This window comes from Pseudomonas sp. NPDC089407, from assembly GCF_044900445.1.
Lineage (GTDB): Bacteria > Pseudomonadota > Gammaproteobacteria > Pseudomonadales > Pseudomonadaceae > Aquipseudomonas.
Genome location: NZ_JBJDNB010000005.1, coordinates 68,277 through 88,800 on the forward strand (window position 1 = coordinate 68,277; position 20,524 = coordinate 88,800).

A 20,524-nucleotide genomic window follows, 5' to 3' on the forward strand; every position below is an offset into this window, starting at 1 on the left:
GATGCAAACGCAGATGCTGATCCATGGCCAACTGGTCGCTGGCCAAGGCCCGACCTGGACTGTGCTCGACCCGGCGCAGGGCACAGCCCTGGCGCAGATCAACGAGGCCACCGAGGCCCAGGTGGACAGCGCCGTGCGCGCTGCCGACCAGGCCTTCGACAGTTGGTCGCAAACCAGCCCCAAGGAGCGCTCGCAGGCCCTGCTGAACCTGGCCGACGCCATTGAAGCGCATGCGGATGAACTGGCCCGACTGGAGTCGCAGAACTGTGGCAAACCGCTGAGCGCCGCGCTCAACGATGAGATCCCGGCCATTGCCGACGTGTTCCGCTACTTTGCCGGTGCCGCGCGCTGCCTGGGCGGTTCGGCGGCGGGCGAGTACCTGCCGGGCCACACGTCGATGATCCGCCGCGACCCACTGGGTGTGGTGGCCTCGATCGCACCGTGGAACTACCCGTTGATGATGCTGGCGTGGAAGATCGCCCCGGCCCTGGCCGCCGGCAATACGGTGGTGATCAAACCCTCCGAGCTGACCCCACTGACCGCCCTGCGCCTGGGCGAACTGGCACAGGGCCTGCTGCCACCGGGGGTGCTGAACATTCTCTTTGGCCGCGGCCAGACGGTCGGCAACCCGTTGGTCACCCACCCCAAGGTGCGCATGGTCTCGCTGACCGGCTCGATCCCCACCGGCGCGCACATCATCAGCGCCACCGCCGACAGCGTGAAGCGCATGCACATGGAACTGGGCGGCAAGGCGCCGGTGCTGGTGTTCGACGATGCCGACATCGACGCGGCCATCGACGGCATTCGCACATTCGGCTTCTACAACGCTGGCCAGGATTGCACGGCAGCGTGTCGCCTGTATGTGCAGGACGGCATCTACGAGCGTTTTGTCGAGCGCCTGGGTGAAGCGGTCGCTACCCTGAAACCCGGCCTGCAGGACGCCGAGGATACTGAACTGGGGCCACTGATCAGCGCCCAGCACCGCGACAAAGTCGCCGGCCTGGTGCAGCGGGCCATCGCCCAGCCGCACATCCGCCTGGTGACTGGCGGCAAGGCCATCGAGGGTAAGGGTTTCTTCTTCCAGCCGACCGTGCTGGCCGATGCCCTGCAGGATGACGAAATCGTGCGCAACGAAGTGTTCGGGCCGGTGGTGTCGGTCACCCGCTTTACCGATGAAGCGCAGGCACTGGAATGGGCCAACGACTCCAACTACGGCCTGGCCTCATCGGTCTGGACCCGCGACACCGGCCGCGCCCACCGCCTGGCCGCGCGCTTGCAGTATGGCTGCACCTGGGTGAATACCCACTTCATGCTGGTCAGCGAAATGCCCCATGGCGGGCAGAAGCATTCGGGGTATGGCAAGGACATGTCGATGTATGGGCTGGAGGATTACACCTGTGTGCGGCATGTGATGATCAAGCATTGAGCGTGAAGCCTGGATTGAGGCCCGCACCTCAATCCAGGCGCCTTCCTACAAGCGGCTCAGCCCATTCCCAATGCCAAATCCATTATCTTGGGGCCATCAAAATGGGATGAGCAAAGGGCCGGTTGACATGGAATATCGAGGACAAAGAGCAACGGTGAAATACAGCAAGGAAGACCGCTTATGGGTCGGTCACCTTTGTACAGCCCACGAAATCGTCGGGTTTCATGCTCGGTCACGCAGGATACTGTCTGCTGCATTCAAGGAGGCAGTGGACGACTATCTGGAAATAGCCCGAGGAGCAGGAGCATGTATCCAGTCCTGACATTGCACGTTCTCTGTGGGAGCGGGTTCACCCGCGAATGCAGCGGTAAAATCACCATCGCATTCGCGGGCTTGCCCTAATGCCGGTCAGTTAAGCAATTTGGGGCCGCGTTGCGGCCCATCGCCGGCAAGCCAGGCTCCCACAATATGGCGCATGGCTTGAATCCGATGCGGTCGGTGTGGGAGCTGGCTTGCCGGCGATGGGCTGCACAGCAGCCCCGGCAGTCTTAACTGACTGGCATTAGGGCTTGCCCGCTCCCACAGGTACATCACAAACCTCAAGGGCTGTGATGTACCTGTGGGAGCGGGCAAGCCCGCGAAGAGGCCAGTACAGGTAGCCCCTAGTCGCGCAAATCCGACTCGTGAATCGGGTTGGCCCGGCTGGTGGCGCGTTGGTATTGCGCTGGCCAGGTGGCCTTGTTGCCGCCCAGGTCGTCGTCGGCATGCAGCGGCCAGTACGGGTCGCGCAGCAGTTCGCGGGCGAGGAAGATGATGTCGGCCTGGCCGGTGCGCAGGATGTGCTCGGCCTGGGCCGGCTCGGTGATCATACCCACAGTGCCGGTGGCGATTTCCGATTCCTTGCGCACGCGCTCGGCAAAACGGGTCTGGTAGCCTGGGCCGGTGGGGATTTCGGCGTTGACCGAGGTGCCGCCGGAGGATACGTCGATCAGGTCGACACCCAAGCCGCGCAGGCGCCGGGCCAGTTCGACGGTTTCATCCGGGTTCCAGCCATCTTCCACCCAATCGGTTGCCGATACCCGCACCAGCAGCGGCAATTCGGCAGGCCAGACCTTGCGCACAGCCTCTACCACCTGCAAGGTCAGGCGGATGCGGTTTTCGAAGCAGCTGCCGTACTCGTCACGGCGCTGGTTGCTCAGCGGCGAGAGGAATTGATGCAGCAGATAGCCGTGCGCGGCGTGGATTTCCACCACCTTGAAACCGGCCCTCAAGGCGCGCTCGGTCGAGGCGACGAAGGCGCCAATCACATCCTGAATCTCGTCCTGGCTCAATTCACGTGGGGCGGTGTGTTGCGGGTCGAAGGCGATTTTCGACGGCCCCACCGGCTGCCAGCCACCCTCCTCCAGCTTGACGCTGCCTTGTTTGCCCAGCCACGGGCGATAGGTGCTGGCCTTGCGCCCGGCATGGGCCAGCTGGATGCCGGGCACAGCGCCCTGGGCGGTGATGAAACGGGTGATGCGTTGCAGCGGGACGATCTGCGCGTCGTCCCACAGGCCAAGGTCTTCGGCGGTTATTCGGCCATCGGCGGTAACCGCCACGGCTTCGGTGATGACAAGGCCCGCGCCACCTACGGCGCGGCTGCCCAGATGAACAAGGTGCCAATCGTTGGCCAGGCCATCGACGGCGGAATACTGGCACATCGGCGACACGGCGATGCGGTTGGGCAGCGTCAGCTGACGCAGGGTGTAAGGCTCGAGCAGCAGGCTCATGAGGGCACCTCCCAAGGACTCCAATGGTGATCCGGCCCGAGCACTCAATTACACGTCCCTGGCCCGGGTCCGGTCAGTATTCAGACTAGACCAGAATGGTTGGGGGGAAGGTTCCATGGGATTTTGGGTGGGGGTGCGGGGTGATCGTCTTGAGAGTGATGTCGCCTAAGAGATCGAGCGCCGCGCGGGCGGCGCTTCGCGGGGCAAGCCCGCTCCCACATCTATTTCGGGCCAGTAATGCCTGTGCCTTTAGCGCGCGCCCCTTGTTTGCACGACTCGATATCGAGCCATGCTCCAAGGGGCGCGCGAAGATGCCACAGGATTAATTGGCCCGAAACAGATGTGGGAGCGGGCTTGCCCCGCGAAGCGCCGCGCGGGCGGCGCTCGATCTCATAGGCGACATCACCCTCAAGGCAGGCACCTGGCAGCCCTAACTGCCGCTAAAGCCAAACACCCTGACAGGCATTTCAGATATCCCCTACAACCCAGATATGGTGATTCCCAGTCTGAGGAAATACCCTACAAGTCCTGTCGACTGGCGTCTGATTGTTCTTGGAAACTCTGCCACTTAGGCTTTCCAGGTCGCTGAAATCTAGCGATGCGGGTGTGGAAACCCGGCCAATCTTCAAGTAACTCCTTCAGCCTTCAAGGAATTGCTATGAAAACGTCCGTCCCAGAAACCCAATTCACCGTCGGCAAAACCACGTTCTTCCAAGGTGAAAACCAGACCCACCCCCTGTTTCGCATCGAAGCAGGCATTCCCTGCCGGGACGCCCGTGATCAGGCATCCGAATTGATGGGCTACGTACGCGAACTGACCATCGTCGGCCTGATGGATGAGAAACCGATGATGATCTGGGCTGCGCACTACCTGAGTGCGATGGCCAAGGCGTTGATGGATGATGCCGAGTTAGGCATGTCACGTTAAGGTTGGTGTGGTCGTTGTTCGCGTGATGGCCGCCAGGTGTACGCCGACAGGCTTGCAGCGCCTGTGAAATCGAGCGCCGCCCGCGCGGCGCTTCGCGGGGCAAGCCCGCTCCCACATTTGTTTCGGGCCAATTATTCCTGTGGCATCTTCCCGCGTCCCTTGGCGCATTGCTCAATATCGAGTCGAACAAACAAGGGGCGCGCGCCAATGGCACAGGCGAAATTGGCCGGAAACAGATGTGGGAGCGGGCTTGCCCCGCGAAGCGCCGCGCGGGCGGCGCTCGATCTCATAGGCGGCATCACTATCAAGGCTGGCACCTGGTAGCCCCAACCACCGCCACAGCCAAACACCCGCCCATGAGTGTTCTGTGCCATGCCTGCACAATTGTGGAAGCGATACAGCCTACAATCAGCGCGGCTCCATGTGCGCAATCATCAACTGCACACTCTCATTACCGCGAAACTCGTTCACATCCAGCTTGTAAGCCAATTCCACCCAACGCACCGTCGGGTTCGGCCACACTTCGCGGTCAACGCCGAAGGCAATACCATCCAGCCGCACCGAGCCACATTCGCTCTTGAGCACCACCTTCAGGTGCCGCTCGCCAACCACACGCTGCTCCACCAGCTGGAACACGCCATGGAACAACGGCTCGGGGAAGTGCTGGCCCCAAGGCCCGGCATGGCGCAGGGCCTTGGCCAGTTCGAGGTGAAATTCCTCCACGGCCAGGCTGCCATCGGACAGCAGCCGGCCGGTCAGGTCCTCTTCGCGCAGCTGGCGCCGCACTTCTTCGTCGAACGCCTGAGCAAAGGCCGGGAAATTGGCCTCGGGCAACGACAACCCGGCCGCCATGGCGTGGCCACCAAACTTGCTGATCAGTTGCGGGTGGCGCGCGGCCACGGCATCCAGCGCATCACGAATATGGAACCCCGGCACCGAACGCGCCGAACCTTTGAGCATGCCCTCGCCGGCATCGGCAAAAGCGATGGTCGGCCGGTGGTACCGCTCCTTCAGCCGCGAAGCCAGAATACCGATCACGCCCTGGTGCCAGTCAGCATCGAACAGGCACAGGCCATACGGCATCGACTCGACCGGCAGGTCCTTGAGCTGGGCCAGGGCCTCGCGCTGCATGCCCTGCTCAATGGACTTGCGGTCCTGGTTGAGGTCGTCCAGCTGCTGGGCCATGTCCTGGGCCAGCGCCGCGTCTTCGCACAGCAGGCACTCGATACCCAGGCTCATGTCATCCAGCCGCCCGGCGGCGTTCAGCCGTGGGCCGAGGATGAAACCGAGGTCAGTCGAGGTGATGCGCCGGTGATCACGACGTGCCACTTCAAGAATGGCCTTCAGCCCCGGGCGGGCGCGGCCGGCGCGGATGCGCTCCAGGCCCTGGTGCACCAGGATGCGGTTGTTGGCATCCAGCGGCACCACGTCGGCGACGCTGCCCAGGGCAACCAGGTCGAGCAGTTCACCGATGTTCGGCTGTGGCTGTGTTTCATAGCGCCCCAGGCTGCGCAAACGTGCACGCAGGGCCATCAGCACGTAGAAGATCACCCCTACCCCGGCCAGCGACTTGCTCGGGAAGCTGCAACCCGGCTGGTTGGGGTTGATGATGGCATCGGCGTCGGGCAACTCTGCACCCGGCAAGTGGTGGTCGGTCACCAGCACCTTGAGCCCGGCAGCCTTGGCGGCGGCCACACCGTCGACGCTGGAAATGCCGTTGTCCACGGTAATCAGCAACTGCGGCTGGCGCTGCAACGCCACCTCGACGATTTCCGGGGTCAGGCCGTAACCGTACTCGAAGCGGTTGGGCACCAGGTAATCGACATGGGCCGCACCCAGCAGGCGCAGGCCCAGCACGCCGACGGTGCTGGCCGTGGCGCCATCGGCATCGAAGTCGCCGACGATCAGGATGCGCTGGCGCTGGTCGAGGGCCTCGACCAGCAGGTCGACGCCAGCCTCGATGCCCTTGAGCAGCTGATAAGGCAGCAGGCGCGCCAGGCTTTTGTCCAGCTCGGCCTCGCTCTGCACGCCGCGTGCGGCGTACAGGCGGGTCAGCAAGGGTGGCAGGTTACCCAGAAATGGCAGGGTCGATGGCAGTGGGCGGGGTTCGATGCGCATGGGTTGCTTCAGCCACGCTCACCGAGCAGCCACTGCAGTTGCACTTCGTGCTGGCCACGGTCGTCGGTGACGAAAACCGTACCTTCGCTGATCATCACGTCCCACTTGATGCTGCGCGGCATGTCGGTGGCCAGGGTTTCCAGCACTTCTTGCGGCACAGCGGCAATGTTCAGGTTCTTCAGGTTCTTGACTGCCGGCACCACTTTGCCTTCCCACACCCGCAGGCTGCCGTAGGCCAGCAGGCTGGTGCGTTCGGTGCGACGCGAGCACCAGGTCAGGCGGTCGGCATCCGGTTGGCCGACTTCGATCCAGTGCAGCACACGGTCGTCCAGGCTCTTTTCCCACAGCGCCGGTTCATCGACATCCGACAGGCCACGGCCAAACGACAAGTTCTCGTTGTACCAGAGCGCATACGCCAGCAGCCGAACCGCCATGCGCTCTTCAGTTTCCGAAGGGTGACGCGCGATGGTTTGCTTGACGCTTTCGTAGACGTTGCGATCAAGGTCGGTGAGATTCAGTTCGAACTTGTAGGTGGTGGACGGCTGGGCCATGGTCGACGGGCTTCGTGCAAAAGAAAAGTGGCACAGTCTAACCCATCCGCACCCTCCATGCGCCGCAGCAGTACCCGGCGAAACCGACGTGTGATAAAACCACGGCTCTGCCCAACTGCCACGGATGCCCCATGTCGACGCCCAGCAAACCCCTCGCCGGCCTTAAAGTTGTCGAACTCGGCACCCTGATCGCCGGGCCGTTCGCTTCGCGGATCTGCGCCGAATTCGGTGCCGAGGTGGTCAAGGTCGAATCGCCCGATGGCGGCGACCCGCTGCGCAAGTGGCGCAAGCTGTACGAGGGCACCTCGCTGTGGTGGTTCGTGCAGGCGCGCAACAAGCAGTCGCTCACCCTCAACCTCAAGCACCCCGAAGGCCGCGAGGTGCTGAAAAAGCTGCTGGCCGAAGCCGACATCCTGATCGAGAACTTCCGCCCCGGCGTGCTGGAAAAGCTCGGCCTGGGCTGGGAGGTGTTGCACGCGCTGAACCCGCGCCTGGTCATGGTGCGCCTGTCAGGCTTTGGTCAGACCGGGCCGATGAAAGACCAACCAGGCTTCGGCGCGGTAGGCGAGTCGATGGGCGGCCTGCGCTACATCACCGGCTTCGACGACCGCCCACCTGTGCGTACCGGCATTTCCATCGGTGACTCGATTGCTGCCTTGTGGGGGGTGATCGGTGCGCTGATGGCGCTGCGCCACCGGGAAGTCAACGGTGGCCAGGGCCAGGTGGTGGACGTGGCGCTGTACGAGGCGATATTCGCCATGATGGAAAGCATGGTCCCGGAATTCGATGTGTTCGGGTTCATTCGCGAGCGCACCGGTAACATCATGCCCGGCATCACCCCCTCCTCCATCCACACCAGTGCCGACGGCAAGCATGTGCAGATCGGCGCCAACGGCGACGCAATCTTCAAACGCTTCATGCAGGCCATCGGCCGCGACGATCTGGCCAATGATCCGACGCTGGCCACCAACGATGGCCGCGACCTGCGCCGCGATGAGCTGTACGGTGTGATCGACCGCTGGGCCAACAGCCTGCCGCTGGAACAGTTGATGCAGGTGCTGAACACGGCCGAAGTCCCGGCCAGCCGCATTTATTCCGCCGAGGACATGTTCAACGACCCGCAGTACCTGGCGCGGGAAATGTTCCTGCAGGCCAAACTGCCGGACGGCAAACCGTTCAAGATGCCCGGCATCGTACCCAAGCTGTCGGACACCCCCGGTTCTACCGAGTGGGTAGGCCCGGCATTGGGCGAGCACACCGAGGCATTGCTCGGCAGCCTCGGTTACGACGCGGCGGCCATCGCCAGCCTGCGCGCAGCAGGCACGGTCTGACCCTGGCGCGTCCCGGCTCCATGCGCGCTGCCCGCTGCCGTCGCCACCTGGCCCTGCTGTGCGGGCTGTTGGCTGCTTTGCTGCTGCAACCGGCCAGCGCCAAGGAGCGCCTGTTCTGGCTGGTGCGCGACCTGCCGCCGTTCACCATTTTTGAAGGCCGGGAAAAAGGCCAGGGCGTGGTCGACCAACTGTTACCGCTGCTGATCGGGCAAATGCCCGAGTACGACCACAGCATCGTGCGGGTCAACCGCGCCCGTGGCCTCCAGATGCTGCAAGACCCCAGCAGTTTCACCTGCGACCCGACCCTGCTCTGGACCCCGCAACGCGCCGAGTATGTGCGCTTTTCCATGCCATCGCTGGGCGTACTCAGCGGTGGTCTGGTGCTGCGCAAGGAAAATCAGGCGCTGGTGGCGCCCTACCTCGACGGCCAGCAGGTGGACCTGCACGGCATGCTGAGCAAGACCCCGTTGAAGCTTGGGATTGTTGCCGAGCGCAGCTATGGCACGCAGATCGACGGCATCCTGCGCCAGTTGCCTGACACCTCGCTCAGCCGCCATTACGGCAACGATGCCACCGCCAACTTGCTGCAGATGCAGCAACTGGGGCGCTTGCGCCTGGTACTCGGCTACTGGCCGGAGGTGCGCTATCTGATTCAGCAACAAGGGGGCTCACTGGCTGATTACCAGTTTCACCCCGTGCAGGGCGTGGAGCGCTATCAGTTTCTGCATGTGGGGTGTTCGGACAGCGAACGGGGGCGTGCTGCGGTGGCGCATATCGACCAGTTGCTGCCGGCGCTGCGCCGGGATGTGCTGCCGGCGTTGTATGCGCGCTGGCTGGACCCGGCGTTGCAGGACGATTACCTGGAAGAGAGCAAGCGGTTCTTTGAAGCACATTGATTGCCTGCACCGGCCCTATCGCCGGCAAGCCAGCTCCCACAGGTACTACACAGCCCTTGAGACGTATGCAGTACCTGTGGGAGCTGGCTTGCCGGCGATAGGGCCGGTGCAGGTTGCAGAAAAAAGAAACCCCGGGCGCTGGGGAAGACGCCCGGGGCCAAGCGAAAGTCCTTGGGGACTTCCCGTGACAGCCTTGCCAATACCGGAGCAAAGCACTGGCCGGCTGCCCTACTGTGTCTGATAAGCCACTCAGGCAAAGGTTCCCTGCGGTTGCTGACGCTGCTGCAGTGCCGCGATCACACAGGGCTGCAAACGCCCCTCGGCTATCTGCAGGTCACGGTGCAGGCCATCCACCAGGTCGATCAACAGGCGTTGCTCCTGCAACTGGCGCTCGCTGACGGTGCGCCGCAAGGTAATGCCGGCGAGGCGGTCATGAACGGTCAGTTGGCGGTTACCGCTGGCATCGGCGATGCCGAGGTGGGTCTGGTAAGGGCTCAGGGCGTCGTTGAGCAGGCTGCAGATTCTTTCCATCCGGTTCACTCGCTGCGTGGTGGGATATAAAGGAACTGACCAACAGACGCAGCGAAAAGTTCGTCATGCTGCACCTGTTTCAGTGAGCATGCGGGGCTGACATGACAGTTTGGATACGCCGACCCGGGCGCACCTGCAGGGTTTGCAGGGCATGCTGCAGGCGCGGCATCGACAGTGGCCAGGGCAGCTCGGCGAGTACCCACAGGCCCTTCTTTCGTGCCTCTTGGGCAAGGTTGTGGCGCTCAGGCATGGGTTGACCCACGAACAGCAGTGCACGCGCCTGCTGCCGCCGGGTTAGCAAGGCAAGGCCGGCCCGGATCGGCATGGCGTGGTCGAGGATCAGCAGGTCGGGATGGCGTTTGGCGCCGAGACAGGCATCCAGTTCAGCGGTGCTTGCGCTGATGCGCACGTCGAACACACCTTGGGCATTGAGGGCCTGGTGCAGGAGGATCTGGTGGGATGGGCGCGCCTGGTGGATCAACACGGAGGTCTGGTACATGAGCCGCTCCTGGTGGGAGGACCGGCTAATCTAGGTGTTGCGCTGGGTGTGGCTGAATAGGATGTTTCTGATTGAGCCCTCAGAAAAGGCTTCGATTTTGGGGCCGCTTTGCGGCCCTATCGCGACACAAGGCCGCTCCTACAGGGGAACGCGTCAGCTACATGGGACGCGGTCGCCTGTAAGAGCGGCCTTGTGTCGCGATAGGGCTGCGAAGCAGCCCCAGAAAGCTACGCGGTTACAACGGCTTGCCGCGGTTACCGTGCTGGCTGACAAAGTCCTGTACCGCTTTCAGGTCATTGGCCAGGACCGTGCAACGCTCATCACGGCTGAACAGGTCGCTGAGGTGCGCCGGCAGCTCAAGCGCCTTGCCCACACCGGCCTTTTCGACCGCTTCCGGGAACTTGACCGGGTGTGCGGTACCCAACACCACCATCGGCGTGTCCAGGCTGCGACGGCACTCGTGGGCGGCCTTGACGCCGATCGCGGTGTGCGGGTCGAGTACTTCACCGGTAGCGGCGAATACCTCGGCGATGGTCTCGCAGGTTTGCGCGTCACTGACGGCCAGCGAGTCGAACAGCTTGCGCGCTTCGGTCCAGCGGTCTTGCTCGACGCTGAAGCCGCCACCTTGCTTGAAGTTGGCCATCAGCTCGGCAATCGCACCACCGTTGCGACCGTGCAGGTCGAACAGCAGGCGCTCGAAGTTGGACGAGACCATGATGTCCATCGACGGCGACAGGGTCGCGTGCAGGGTTTCCTTGACGTACTGATTGCCGCTCATGAAGCGGTGCAGGATGTCGTTGCGGTTGGTGGCGACAATCAGCTGGCTGACCGGCAGACCCATGTTGCGCGCCAGGTAACCGGCGAAGATGTCACCGAAGTTGCCGGTGGGCACCGAGAACGCTACCGAGCGCGCCGGGCCACCCAGCTGCAGCGCTGCATGGAAGTAGTAGACGATCTGGGCCATGATCCGCGCCCAGTTGATCGAGTTGACTGCCACCAGGCGGGTACCCTTGAGGAACGACTGGTCAGCAAAGCTGGCCTTGACCATTTCCTGGCAGTCATCGAAGTTGCCTTCAATGGCGATGTTGTGGATGTTGTCACCGAAGATTGTGGTCATCTGCCTGCGCTGCACCTCCGACACGCGCTGGTGCGGGTGCAGGATGAAGATGTCGACGTTGTCGCAACGGCGGCAACCTTCGATGGCGGCAGAGCCGGTGTCGCCACTGGTGGCGCCGACAATCACCACGCGCTCGTTGCGCTTGGCCAGTACGTGGTCGAGCAGGCGGCCGAGCAGTTGCAGGGCAAAGTCCTTGAACGCCAAGGTCGGGCCGTGGAACAGCTCGAGTACCCACTCGTTGCTGTTCAGCTGACGCAGCGGGGCCACCGCAGCGTGGGAGAACTCGCCGTAGGTTTCTTCGAGGATCTTCTTGAAGTCGGCGTCGGCAATGCTGCCTTCGACGAACGGGCGCATGACCCGGAAGGCCAGCTCGTGGTACGGCAGGCCGGCCCACGAGGCGATTTCTTCCTGGGTGAAGCGTGGCAGGTTTTCCGGCACGTACAGGCCGCCGTCGCTGGCCAGGCCAGCCAGCAGCACGTCTTCGAAATTCAGGGCCGGTGCCTGGCCGCGAGTACTGATATAGCGCATGGGTGCAAACCTTTGATTTGAGCGGCAAGCTATAAGCTGCAAGCTACAAGAAAAAGCCGATTGGCATTGCTCTCGTGCTCCGCGTCTCATCATTGCCGCAAATTTACTCTCTTCGAAGCTTCAACACCGAACTGCCTTTACTTGCAGCTTGCAGCTTGAAGCTTGCCACTTAATTGAGCTGTTCGACGCGGATGCGCACAACGTTGCCGACTACGTCCTGCAGGGCTTCCAGGGCGACGATGGCGTCGTTGATACGCTGCTCGACCACGCCATGGGTCAGCAGGATCATCGGCACCAGGCCGTCCTGTTCCTCGGCTTCCTTCTGCATGATCGACTCTATGTTGATGCCCCGCTCCGAGAGAATGCTGGCCACCTGGGCCAGTACGCCCGGATGATCCTTGGCCTGGATGCGCAGGTAGTAGGCGCTCTGGCAGGCTTCGATCGGCAGGATCGGGTGGGCCGACAGCGAATCTGGCTGGAAGGCCAGGTGCGGCACACGGTTTTCCGGGTCGGAAGTCATCGCGCGGACCACGTCGACCAGGTCGCCCACCACCGACGAAGCCGTAGGCTCCATGCCGGCACCGGCGCCGTAGTACAGGGTAGAACCGGCAGCGTCGCCGTTGACCATGACCGCGTTCATCACGCCGTTGACGTTGGCGATCAGGCGGTCGGCCGGGATCAGCGTCGGGTGCACGCGCAGCTCGATGCCTTCGGCAGTGCGGCGGGCCACGCCCAGGTGCTTGATGCGGTAGCCCAGCGCTTCAGCGTAGTTCACGTCAGCAGTGGTCAGCTGGGTGATGCCTTCGGTGTAGGCCTTGTCGAACTGCAGCGGGATACCAAAGGCGATGGACGCCAGGATGGTCAGCTTGTGTGCAGCATCGATGCCTTCGACATCAAAGGTCGGATCGGCTTCGGCATAGCCCAGCGCCTGGGCTTCGGCCAGCACGTCCGGGAAGGCACGGCCCTTCTCGCGCATTTCGGTGAGGATGAAATTGCCGGTGCCGTTGATGATACCGGCCAGCCAGTTGATGCGGTTGGCCGACAGGCCTTCGCGAATGGCCTTGATCACCGGGATGCCGCCGGCCACGGCTGCTTCGAAGGCAACGATGACGCCCTTCTCGCGGGCCTTGGCGAAGATTTCGTTACCGTGCACGGCGATCAGCGCCTTGTTGGCGGTGACCACGTGCTTGCCGTTTTCGATGGCCTTGAGCACCAGGTCGCGGGCGATGGTATAGCCACCGATCAGCTCGATGACAATGTCGATCTCCGGGTTGCTCGCAACTTCGAACACGTCAGCGGTAATGGGGGTACCGGTAATCTGGCAGTTCGGGTTCTGCGAGCGCATGGCGATCTGTGCCACTTCAATACCGCGCCCGGCACGGCGGGCAATCTCCTCGGCGTTGCGCTGAAGTACATTGAAGGTTCCGCCACCGACGGTCCCCAACCCACAGATGCCTACTTTGACCGGTTTCACTGTGAACTCCCCATTGAACGGCCGGCACCTTTGCCGACCGTGAAACATACCGTCACCCCATGACGACGGCGTACTGAATTGAATTACTTGGCCAGTGCCAGCTTGGCAACCTGCGGTGCCGGCTGGTAGCCCGGAATGACCTGGCCGCTTTCCAGCACGATGGCTGGCGTGCCGTTGACGCCAATCGACTGGCCCAGCTGGAACTGCTTGCCAACCGGGTTGGCGCACTTGGCAGCCTTGATTTCTTCGCCTTCGACCATCTTGTCCATTGCCCCACGGCGGTCGCTGGAGCACCACACCGCCTGCAACTGCTGGTCACCCGGCGAGCCGAGGCCCTGACGCGGGAAGGCGACGTAGCGCACTTCGATACCGCGGCGGTTCAACTCGGGCACTTCGGCATGCAGCTTGTGGCAGTACGGGCAGGTGGTGTCGGTGAACACGGTGATGTGCGACTTGGTCTCGCCCTTGGCAGGATAAACCACCATCTCGGCGGCTGGAATGCCGTTGATGAGCTTGGCGATGCCCTGACGCTCGGTTTTTTCAGTGAGGTTGACCGGCTTGCCGTCCTGGATCTGGAACAGGTAGCCCTGCATCACGAACTGGCCATCAGCGCTGGCATACAGCACACGGCCGCCTTGCAGCTTGACTTCGTACAGGCCGTTCAGCGGGCTGCTGGCCACGCTTTCCACGGGCACTTCCAGCTCAAGGTTTTGCAACGATTTGCGGATGGCCTGCTCGGCACCGGCATTGCTATCGGTTGCCGCGGCAACGGCAAAGGTACTGGCCAGCGCCAACGCGGCGGCGGCGAAAAACTGGGTCACGCGCATGGGAACTCCTGAAGGCGGACAGGGGCCGGAGGGCGCCACCTGCGGAAAATACGCGGTGGCCGTGCGGCCCTTGGTGCAAACCGCCCAAGCCTACCACATCACGCTACCGGTGAAGGGGCTTGCAAGGACCGGTCGGCGGAACATGAAAAACATTCATCCACGCGGGTGGTGCTGGGCGTGCAGCTGCTGCAGGCGGGCCTTGGCCACGTGGGTGTAGATCTGCGTGGTCGACAGGTCGCTGTGGCCCAGCAGCATCTGCACCACCCGCAGGTCGGCGCCGTGGTTGAGCAGGTGGGTGGCGAAGGCATGGCGCAGGGTGTGCGGTGACAGCGGTTTGTCGATGCCGGCAACCCGGGCATGGTGCTTGATGCGGTGCCAGAAGGTCTGGCGGGTCATCTGCTCGCCGCGCAGGCTGGGGAACAGCACGTCACTGGGGCGGCCATTGAGCAGCTCGGCACGGCCATCGCGCAGGTAGCGTTCCAACCACACCACCGCCTCTTCGCCCATGGGCACAAGGCGCTCCTTGCTGCCCTTACCCATTACCCGCAGTACGCCTTGGCGCAGGTTGACCTGGTCGAGGGTGAGGCTGACCAGTTCGGTGACGCGCAGGCCGCAGGCATACAGCACTTCGAGCATGGCGCGATCGCGCTGGCCGATGGCTTCGCCCAGGTCCGGGGCTTGCAGCAGGGCTTCTACGTCAGCCTCGGACAGCGATTTGGGCAGTGGCTTGCCCAGCTGGGGCATGTCGACTTGCAGGGTCGGGTCGATGGCCACCAGCTTTTCCCGCAACAGATAGCGGAAGAAGCCGCGCAGGCCAGAGATGAAACGCGCCGTGGAGCGCGGCTTGTAGCCCTGGTCGAGGCGCCAGGCCAAGTGGTCGAGGATCAGCTCGCGACCCGCGTCGGGCAGCGACACCGAACGCTCCTGCAGCCAGCCGTTGAACAGGGCCAGGTCGCTGCGGTAGGAAACGCGGGTGTTGTCGGCCAGGCCTTTTTCAAGCCATAGGGCATCGAGGAACTGGTCGATCAGGGGGTGGTCTAGGGCGGGCATTCGGGGCTGCTGGGTGTTGGAGGTGGGGTTAGTGTTTCACAGCCGCTTGGGGGTTGTCGTGATCAATCGGACATTGAACGGCTGACGCGCCCCCTGTAGGAGCGGCCTTGTGTCGCGATGGGCTGCGCAGCAGCCCCAGAAATGGTGCAGCGCCGCTGAAATCCCGGGGCTGCTGCGCAGCCCATCGCGACACAAGGCCGCTCCTACAGGGACCGCGTCAGCCGAACACAGCAAGTCGCACCTGAGAAAGACTCAGGCCTGGGGCAGCACGGGCACCGGGCGCTTGTCCTCGTCGATGGCGACGAAACTGAATACCCCGTGGATCGCCCGCTCGCGGCCGTCCAGGTACATATTCTCGACGAACACGTCCACCTGTACCTGCAAGCTGGTATTGCCGACCTTGACCACAGAACCCACCAGTTCGACGATCGATCCCGCCGGGATCGGGTGCTTGAAGTCGATGCGGTCGGTGGACACGGTCACCAGCGGCAGGCGGCAGAAGCGCGTGGCGGCAATGAACGACACTTCGTCCATCCAGGCCAGGGCGGTGCCGCCGAACAAGGTGTTGTAGTGGTTGGTGGTGTTGGGGAACACTGCCTTGGTCACGCGGGTTACCGACAACTCGGTGCGGCGCTGGATTTCCTGGTCTCGGGTAGTCATGGCAATCAGGTCTTTTGAAGGTTCAAAACGCAAAAAAGCAGCCCGAAGGCTGCTTTTTTCTCGCTAGGCGGCCTTGGCCACCGGGCAAACTGTACTCAGGACAGTTTTTCCTTGATGCGAGCGGCTTTGCCGGACAGGTCGCGCAGGTAGTACAGCTTGGCTTTACGCACGTCACCACGACGTTTCACGGCCAGGCTGTCGATTTGCGGGCTGTAGGTCTGGAAGGTACGCTCTACGCCAACGCCGCTGGAGATCTTGCGCACGGTGAAGGCGCTGTTCAGACCGCGGTTACGCTTGGCGATAACAACGCCTTCGAACGCCTGCAGACGGGAACGCTCACCTTCCTTCACTTTAACCTGAACGACAACGGTGTCGCCTGGTGCGAAGGTCGGGATTTCCTTGCTCATCTGCTCGGCTTCGAGCTGCTGGATGATCTTGTTGGTCATGCTGTGCTCCTAAGATGGATACGCGATCCACCATCGATACGTTTAACTATCGTCCCGCTCGCGGAGATATTCCTCGAGCAGCTTCTTCTCTTCTCCAGAAAGCGAGCGACTTTCCAGAAGATCGGCGCGTCGTTCGAAGGTCCTACCAAGGGACTGCTTCATCCTCCAACGCCGGATATGTGCATGGTTGCCACTTAGCAACACGTCGGGAACACGCTGATCCGCATACACCTCAGGTCGGGTGTAGTGCGGGCAATCAAGCAGACCGTCGGTAAAGGAATCTTCCTCCGCCGAGTCCACATGCCCTAAAGCTCCGGGCAGCAGCCGCGTAACCGCATCGATCAGAACCATGGCCGGCAGCTCGCCACCGGAAAGCACATAGTCACCAATCGACCACTCCTCATCGACATGAGCCTCTATAAAGCGCTCGTCAATGCCTTCATAACGACCGGCGATCAGGATCAACGATTCCTGTTCGGCCAGGCCTTTGACCGCCTGCTGAGTCAGCTTGCGGCCTTGCGGCGAAAGGTAGATTACCTTTGCCGATGCTCCGGTCGCTTGCCTGGCGCTAACCAGTGCGTCTTCCAGAGGCTTGATTTTCATCACCATGCCCGGACCACCGCCAAACGGCCGATCATCTACCGTGTGGTGACGATCTGTGGTGTAGTCCCGCGGGTTCCAGCAAGTCACCTGAAGCAACCCCTGTTTCACCGCGCGGCTGGTAATGCCGTACTCAGTGATGGCCGAGAACATCTCGGGGAACAACGTGATGACGTCTACGCGAAGGTTACCCATCGTTTAGAAGTCCGCGTCCCACTCAACCCGCATCGTGCCTGCTTCCAGGTCGATTGCCAGCACGCATTGCTCCGTATAGGGCAACAGACGCTCGCGATCATCCAGGCTGCCTGCGCAAGGTTTGACCACCATTACATCGTTCGCACCGGTCTCCAACAGGTGATCGACCTTGCCGAACAGCTGTTCGTCCTGGTTGATGACCTTCAGGCCTTCCAACTGGTACCAGTAGTACTCGTCGGCAGCCAGGTTGGGCAAAAGGCTCCGCGCAATGCAGATTTCGTAACCGCTCAGAAGACGGGCTTCATCACGATCTTCGAGGCCTTTCAGTTTCACGACCAGGCCCTTTTGGGAGCCACGACCGCTGACCAGCTCGACCTGCTTTACCTTGCCTTCGTGCCGAAGCGTCCAGCGTGGATAATCCAACAGGTTTTCAATCGGATCGGTAAAGGAATACACCTTCACCTCGCCGCGAACGCCGTGAACCGAAAAAATCTTGCCAACGACGATGAGGTCGTCAGCCTTTTCTGGCGTCGCGTTCATACTATTTAGGCAGCAGCCTTGGCAGCGTCCTTCAGCAGCTGAGCAACGCGCTCAGACGGCTGTGCACCCTGGCTCAGCCAGTAGGTGACGCGCTCCTGGTTGACCGACAGCTTGACTTCGGCGCCCGATGCGATCGGGTTGAAGAAGCCTACGCGCTCAACGAAACGGCCGTCACGGGCGTTACGCGAGTTGGTCACGGTCAGGTGGTAGAATGGGCGCTTTTTCGAGCCGCCACGGGCAAGACGAATGGTTACCATGTGAACATTGTTCCTATAGTCGGTACTGCAAATCTGAATGCCAAATAGGCACACGGGTGCCCAAAAGGCCGCATATTCTCGAGGAATACACGGACATTTGCAAATGACTTTTTCGGCAAGGCTTTGCCTTACCGATCAGATTTGCCGGTTAAACCGTGAAATCCACGGCCGTTGCCCCGCCGTAGCGGGGGTCTGGGCGCCCACCTCAGCAGAGGCAGGCACCCGAATCAGGTATTACAGCTTCGGCATACCGCCGCCGGGCAGCATGCCGCCAAGGCCGCGCATCATCTTGGCCATGCCGCCTTTGGCAGAGAACTTCTTCATCATCTTCTGCATCTGCTTGTGCTGCTTGATCAGCCGGCCGATGTCCTGCACCTGGGTGCCGGAACCCAAGGCGATACGGCGCTTGCGCGAACCGCTGATCAGGTCAGGGTCGCGGCGCTCGGCCGGGGTCATGGAGTTGATGATCGCTTCCATCTGCTTGAACTGCTTCTCGGCCGCGCCCTGGGCATTGCCCATTTGCGACAGGTTGACCCCGCCGATGCTCGGCAGCTTGTCCATCAGGCCGCCGAGGCCGCCCATGTTCTTCATTTGTTGCAGCTGGTCGCGGAAGTCTTCAAGGTCGAAGCCCTTGCCCTTCTTCAGCTTCTTGGCCAGTTTGTCGGCCTTGGCCTTGTCGATGGTCTGCTCGGCCTGCTCGATCAGGCTGAGCACGTCACCCATGCCGAGGATGCGCGAAGCGACGCGGTCAGGGTGGAACGGCTCGAGGGCCTCGGTCTTCTCACCCATACCGATGAACTTGATCGGCTTGCCGGTAATGGCACGCACCGACAGCGCAGCACCGCCGCGGGCGTCACCGTCGACCTTGGTCAGCACCACGCCGGTCAGCGGCAGCGCCTCGCCAAACGCCTTGGCGGTGTTGGCGGCGTCCTGGCCGGTCATGGCGTCGACCACGAACAGGGTCTCGATCGGCTTGACCGCAGCGTGCAGCGCCTTGATCTCGTCCATCATGTCGGCGTCGATGTGCAGGCGGCCGGCGGTGTCGACGATGACCACGTCGATGAACTTCAGCTTGGCTTCACGGATGGCCGCTTCGGCAATGGCCACCGGCTTCTGGCTGATGTCGGACGGGAAGAAGGTGACGCCGATATCGTTGGCCAGGGTTTCCAGCTGCTTGATCGCCGCCGGGCGGTAGACGTCGGCGGACACCACCATCACGCTCTTTTTCTTGCGCTCTTTAAGGAAGCGCGCCAGCTTGCCGGCGGTGGTGGTCTTACCGGCACCCTGCAGGCCGGCCATCAGTACCACGGCGGGCGGGGCGGCGTTCAGCGCGAGGTCTTCGTTGGCCGCGCCCATCAGGCTTTCCAGCTCGGCCTGGACAATCTTCACGAACGCCTGGCCTGGGGTGAGGCTGCGCGACACTTCGGTGCCGACCGCACGCTCCTTGACGCTGTTGACGAAATCCTTGACCACCGGCAGGGCAACGTCGGCCTCGAGCAGGGCCATGCGCACTTCGCGCAGCGTGTCCTTGATGTTGTCTTCGGTCAGCTTGGCCTTGCCGGTGACATGGCGCAGCGTCTGTGACAGGCGGTCGGTCAGGTTTTCGAACATGGTGATCCTTTCAGGCCCAGTAAAAGCCGAGGTTTGTCAGGCGCCCGCGGGGTAATGCACACCCGCCGGGCACAGCAAGGCGGCGATTATAGCGAAGTGCGGCGGCGGCGCACACCTTGGCTTCCGAGCGGCAAGCTACAAGCTGCAAGCTACAAGCTGCAAGCTGCAAGCTGCAAGCTGCAAGCTGCAAGCTGCAAGCTGCAAGCTACAAGCTACAAGCGAGAGCCGATGCGCGGGATGGCTGCTTTTTCTTGAAGCTTGCAGCTTAAAGCTTGCAGCTTCAGGCTAGCGGCTTCCAGCTTGCAGCTCACTATGCCAAACTCCGTCTCTTTAAGGCTCGCCAACCAGGACTTATGGTCTCCTCACCCAGCCTCATCCCCAACCTGATCGCCGCCGGCCTTTATATAGCTGCGGCCATCTACCAGGGCTCGCACCTGGCCCAGGGCCGCAAGGCCGACAAGCGCCTGCTTGGCCTGCTGGGTGCCGTCGCGGTGCTGGCCCAGGCCGGCGCGCTGTTCTTCCAGCTGATTACCCCGCTGGGCCTGAGCCTGGACTTTTTCAGCGCCGCCAGCCTGATTGCCGTGGCGGTCATTGCCCTGACCCTGCTGGCCTGCCTGCGCATACCGGTAGAAAACCTGCTGATGCTGCTGTTCCCGCTGGGCGCGGTAACCGCCCTGCTGGCGCAGTTCGCGCCGCCCGGCACGGTACCGCTGATCAACGAAGAACCGGGCATCCTTGCGCATATCCTGCTGTCGATCCTGGCCTACGGGCTGTTCACCATCGCGGTGTTCCAGTCGCTGTTGCTGCTGCTGCAGGACCGCCAGCTGAAGAACAAGCACCCGTCCGGGCTGATCCGCAACTTCCCGCCCCTGCAAACCATGGAAAGCCTGCTGTTTGGCTTCCTCTGGGCCGGCTGGTGCCTGCTGTCGCTGTCGCTGATCTCCGGCTGGCTGTTCCTCGACAACCTGTTTGCCCAGCACCTGGTGCACAAGACCTTGCTGGCCTGCGTGGCCTGGGTGGTGTTCAGCGTGCTGCTGTGGGGCCGCACGCGGCTGGGCTGGCGTGGCCACAAGGCCATCCGCTGGACGCTGGCCGGTTTCTGCCTGCTGATGCTGGCCTATTTTGGCAGCAAGCTGGTTCGCGAATTCATCCTGCATATCTGACGGCCGC

At 62.5% G+C, this 20,524-nt stretch carries 20 protein-coding genes; 5 read left to right on the forward strand and 15 right to left on the reverse strand.

Annotated elements, in window-relative coordinates; all coding sequences use genetic code 11:
• Position 1: 1 nt before the first annotated feature.
• Positions 2–1,426, forward strand: coding sequence for a gamma-aminobutyraldehyde dehydrogenase (locus tag ACI2KG_RS05880; protein WP_404661192.1), 1,425 nt, complete (start codon positions 2–4; stop codon positions 1,424–1,426).
• A gap of 662 nt (positions 1,427–2,088) precedes the next feature.
• Here ACI2KG_RS05880 and ACI2KG_RS05885 read toward each other — a convergent pair.
• Complete coding sequence (locus ACI2KG_RS05885; protein WP_404661193.1) at positions 2,089–3,195, reverse strand: NADH:flavin oxidoreductase/NADH oxidase; 1,107 nt, start codon at positions 3,193–3,195, stop codon at positions 2,089–2,091.
• Between the two features lie 658 nt (positions 3,196–3,853).
• Here ACI2KG_RS05885 and ACI2KG_RS05890 point away from each other — a divergent pair.
• Positions 3,854–4,123, forward strand: coding sequence for a DUF3077 domain-containing protein (locus ACI2KG_RS05890; RefSeq protein WP_404661194.1), 270 nt, complete (start codon positions 3,854–3,856; stop codon positions 4,121–4,123).
• A gap of 408 nt (positions 4,124–4,531) precedes the next feature.
• Here the strand turns inward: ACI2KG_RS05890 and recJ are convergent, their stop codons facing one another.
• The gene (recJ, locus tag ACI2KG_RS05895; protein ID WP_404661195.1) at positions 4,532–6,241 is read right to left on the reverse strand and encodes a single-stranded-DNA-specific exonuclease RecJ; all 1,710 of its coding nucleotides are present in this window, start codon (positions 6,239–6,241) and stop codon (positions 4,532–4,534) included.
• A gap of 8 nt (positions 6,242–6,249) precedes the next feature.
• Positions 6,250–6,792 carry a YaeQ family protein gene (locus ACI2KG_RS05900; protein WP_400615584.1) on the reverse strand — a complete coding sequence of 181 codons (543 nt, stop codon included), beginning with the start codon at positions 6,790–6,792 and terminating at the stop codon, positions 6,250–6,252.
• Between the two features lie 131 nt (positions 6,793–6,923).
• On the opposite strand from ACI2KG_RS05900, the gene ACI2KG_RS05905 reads away from it, so the two are divergent.
• Both ACI2KG_RS05905 and ACI2KG_RS05910 read left to right on the forward strand, forming a co-directional pair.
• The gene (locus tag ACI2KG_RS05905; protein ID WP_404661196.1) at positions 6,924–8,123 is read left to right on the forward strand and encodes a CaiB/BaiF CoA transferase family protein; all 1,200 of its coding nucleotides are present in this window, start codon (positions 6,924–6,926) and stop codon (positions 8,121–8,123) included.
• A 20-nt stretch (positions 8,124–8,143) separates the two neighbouring features.
• Complete coding sequence (locus tag ACI2KG_RS05910) at positions 8,144–9,019, forward strand: TIGR02285 family protein (protein WP_404661197.1); 876 nt, start codon at positions 8,144–8,146, stop codon at positions 9,017–9,019.
• 249 nt (positions 9,020–9,268) lie between these two features.
• On the opposite strand, the gene ACI2KG_RS05915 is transcribed toward ACI2KG_RS05910, so the two are convergent.
• The 12 genes from ACI2KG_RS05915 to ffh form a co-directional block, all read right to left on the reverse strand.
• Positions 9,269–9,550: a DUF3509 domain-containing protein gene (locus ACI2KG_RS05915; RefSeq protein WP_051096702.1), complete on the reverse strand. Its 282-nt coding sequence runs from the start codon at positions 9,548–9,550 to the stop codon at positions 9,269–9,271.
• A 79-nt stretch (positions 9,551–9,629) separates the two neighbouring features.
• A complete protein-coding gene (locus ACI2KG_RS05920) occupies positions 9,630–10,049 on the reverse strand; it encodes a histidine kinase (RefSeq protein WP_404661198.1) in 420 nt (139 codons plus the stop codon).
• Positions 10,050–10,284: 235 nt separating this feature from the next.
• Positions 10,285–11,694 (reverse strand): threonine synthase, encoded by a 1,410-nt coding sequence (thrC, locus tag ACI2KG_RS05925; RefSeq protein WP_404661199.1) that lies wholly within the window; start codon positions 11,692–11,694, stop codon positions 10,285–10,287.
• A 169-nt stretch (positions 11,695–11,863) separates the two neighbouring features.
• Positions 11,864–13,168, reverse strand: coding sequence for a homoserine dehydrogenase (locus tag ACI2KG_RS05930; protein ID WP_400615572.1), 1,305 nt, complete (start codon positions 13,166–13,168; stop codon positions 11,864–11,866).
• An 83-nt stretch (positions 13,169–13,251) separates the two neighbouring features.
• The gene (locus ACI2KG_RS05935) at positions 13,252–13,995 is read right to left on the reverse strand and encodes a thioredoxin fold domain-containing protein (protein WP_201207839.1); all 744 of its coding nucleotides are present in this window, start codon (positions 13,993–13,995) and stop codon (positions 13,252–13,254) included.
• Between the two features lie 153 nt (positions 13,996–14,148).
• A complete protein-coding gene (gene xerD / locus ACI2KG_RS05940) occupies positions 14,149–15,045 on the reverse strand; it encodes a site-specific tyrosine recombinase XerD (protein ID WP_404661200.1) in 897 nt (298 codons plus the stop codon).
• Positions 15,046–15,297: 252 nt separating this feature from the next.
• Positions 15,298–15,705: an acyl-CoA thioesterase gene (locus tag ACI2KG_RS05945; RefSeq protein WP_404661201.1), complete on the reverse strand. Its 408-nt coding sequence runs from the start codon at positions 15,703–15,705 to the stop codon at positions 15,298–15,300.
• Positions 15,706–15,800: 95 nt separating this feature from the next.
• Complete coding sequence (rplS, locus tag ACI2KG_RS05950) at positions 15,801–16,151, reverse strand: 50S ribosomal protein L19 (RefSeq protein ID WP_003252148.1); 351 nt, start codon at positions 16,149–16,151, stop codon at positions 15,801–15,803.
• 42 nt (positions 16,152–16,193) lie between these two features.
• Positions 16,194–16,946, reverse strand: coding sequence for a tRNA (guanosine(37)-N1)-methyltransferase TrmD (gene trmD / locus ACI2KG_RS05955; protein ID WP_008094486.1), 753 nt, complete (start codon positions 16,944–16,946; stop codon positions 16,194–16,196).
• 3 nt (positions 16,947–16,949) lie between these two features.
• Positions 16,950–17,486, reverse strand: coding sequence for a ribosome maturation factor RimM (gene rimM, locus ACI2KG_RS05960; RefSeq protein WP_201207780.1), 537 nt, complete (start codon positions 17,484–17,486; stop codon positions 16,950–16,952).
• Between the two features lie 5 nt (positions 17,487–17,491).
• The gene (rpsP, locus tag ACI2KG_RS05965) at positions 17,492–17,743 is read right to left on the reverse strand and encodes a 30S ribosomal protein S16 (protein WP_008094480.1); all 252 of its coding nucleotides are present in this window, start codon (positions 17,741–17,743) and stop codon (positions 17,492–17,494) included.
• 234 nt (positions 17,744–17,977) lie between these two features.
• Entirely contained in the window at positions 17,978–19,354 is a 1,377-nt protein-coding gene (gene ffh, locus ACI2KG_RS05970) for a signal recognition particle protein (RefSeq protein ID WP_012270758.1), read from the reverse strand.
• Between the two features lie 353 nt (positions 19,355–19,707).
• Here ffh and ACI2KG_RS05975 point away from each other — a divergent pair, with 353 nt between their 5' ends.
• Complete coding sequence (locus tag ACI2KG_RS05975; RefSeq protein WP_400615565.1) at positions 19,708–20,517, forward strand: inner membrane protein YpjD; 810 nt, start codon at positions 19,708–19,710, stop codon at positions 20,515–20,517.
• The last annotated feature ends 7 nt before the right edge of the window (positions 20,518–20,524 follow it).

What these genes read in the sequence shown, in the direction of transcription:
- ACI2KG_RS05880 (WP_404661192.1), top strand. Translation starts at nt 2, where the DNA reads ATGCAAACGCAGATGCTGATCCATGGCCAACTGGTCGCTGGCCAAGGC.
- ACI2KG_RS05885 (WP_404661193.1), bottom strand. Translation starts at nt 3,195, where the DNA reads ATGAGCCTGCTGCTCGAGCCTTACACCCTGCGTCAGCTGACGCTGCCC.
- ACI2KG_RS05890 (WP_404661194.1), top strand. Translation starts at nt 3,854, where the DNA reads ATGAAAACGTCCGTCCCAGAAACCCAATTCACCGTCGGCAAAACCACG.
- recJ (WP_404661195.1), bottom strand. Translation starts at nt 6,241, where the DNA reads ATGCGCATCGAACCCCGCCCACTGCCATCGACCCTGCCATTTCTGGGT.
- ACI2KG_RS05900 (WP_400615584.1), bottom strand. Translation starts at nt 6,792, where the DNA reads ATGGCCCAGCCGTCCACCACCTACAAGTTCGAACTGAATCTCACCGAC.
- ACI2KG_RS05905 (WP_404661196.1), top strand. Translation starts at nt 6,924, where the DNA reads ATGTCGACGCCCAGCAAACCCCTCGCCGGCCTTAAAGTTGTCGAACTC.
- ACI2KG_RS05910 (WP_404661197.1), top strand. Translation starts at nt 8,144, where the DNA reads ATGCGCGCTGCCCGCTGCCGTCGCCACCTGGCCCTGCTGTGCGGGCTG.
- ACI2KG_RS05915 (WP_051096702.1), bottom strand. Translation starts at nt 9,550, where the DNA reads ATGGAAAGAATCTGCAGCCTGCTCAACGACGCCCTGAGCCCTTACCAG.
- ACI2KG_RS05920 (WP_404661198.1), bottom strand. Translation starts at nt 10,049, where the DNA reads ATGTACCAGACCTCCGTGTTGATCCACCAGGCGCGCCCATCCCACCAG.
- thrC (WP_404661199.1), bottom strand. Translation starts at nt 11,694, where the DNA reads ATGCGCTATATCAGTACTCGCGGCCAGGCACCGGCCCTGAATTTCGAA.
- ACI2KG_RS05935 (WP_201207839.1), bottom strand. Translation starts at nt 13,995, where the DNA reads ATGCGCGTGACCCAGTTTTTCGCCGCCGCCGCGTTGGCGCTGGCCAGT.
- xerD (WP_404661200.1), bottom strand. Translation starts at nt 15,045, where the DNA reads ATGCCCGCCCTAGACCACCCCCTGATCGACCAGTTCCTCGATGCCCTA.
- ACI2KG_RS05945 (WP_404661201.1), bottom strand. Translation starts at nt 15,705, where the DNA reads ATGACTACCCGAGACCAGGAAATCCAGCGCCGCACCGAGTTGTCGGTA.
- rplS (WP_003252148.1), bottom strand. Translation starts at nt 16,151, where the DNA reads ATGACCAACAAGATCATCCAGCAGCTCGAAGCCGAGCAGATGAGCAAG.
- trmD (WP_008094486.1), bottom strand. Translation starts at nt 16,946, where the DNA reads ATGGGTAACCTTCGCGTAGACGTCATCACGTTGTTCCCCGAGATGTTC.
- rimM (WP_201207780.1), bottom strand. Translation starts at nt 17,486, where the DNA reads ATGAACGCGACGCCAGAAAAGGCTGACGACCTCATCGTCGTTGGCAAG.
- rpsP (WP_008094480.1), bottom strand. Translation starts at nt 17,743, where the DNA reads ATGGTAACCATTCGTCTTGCCCGTGGCGGCTCGAAAAAGCGCCCATTC.
- ffh (WP_012270758.1), bottom strand. Translation starts at nt 19,354, where the DNA reads ATGTTCGAAAACCTGACCGACCGCCTGTCACAGACGCTGCGCCATGTC.
- ACI2KG_RS05975 (WP_400615565.1), top strand. Translation starts at nt 19,708, where the DNA reads ATGGTCTCCTCACCCAGCCTCATCCCCAACCTGATCGCCGCCGGCCTT.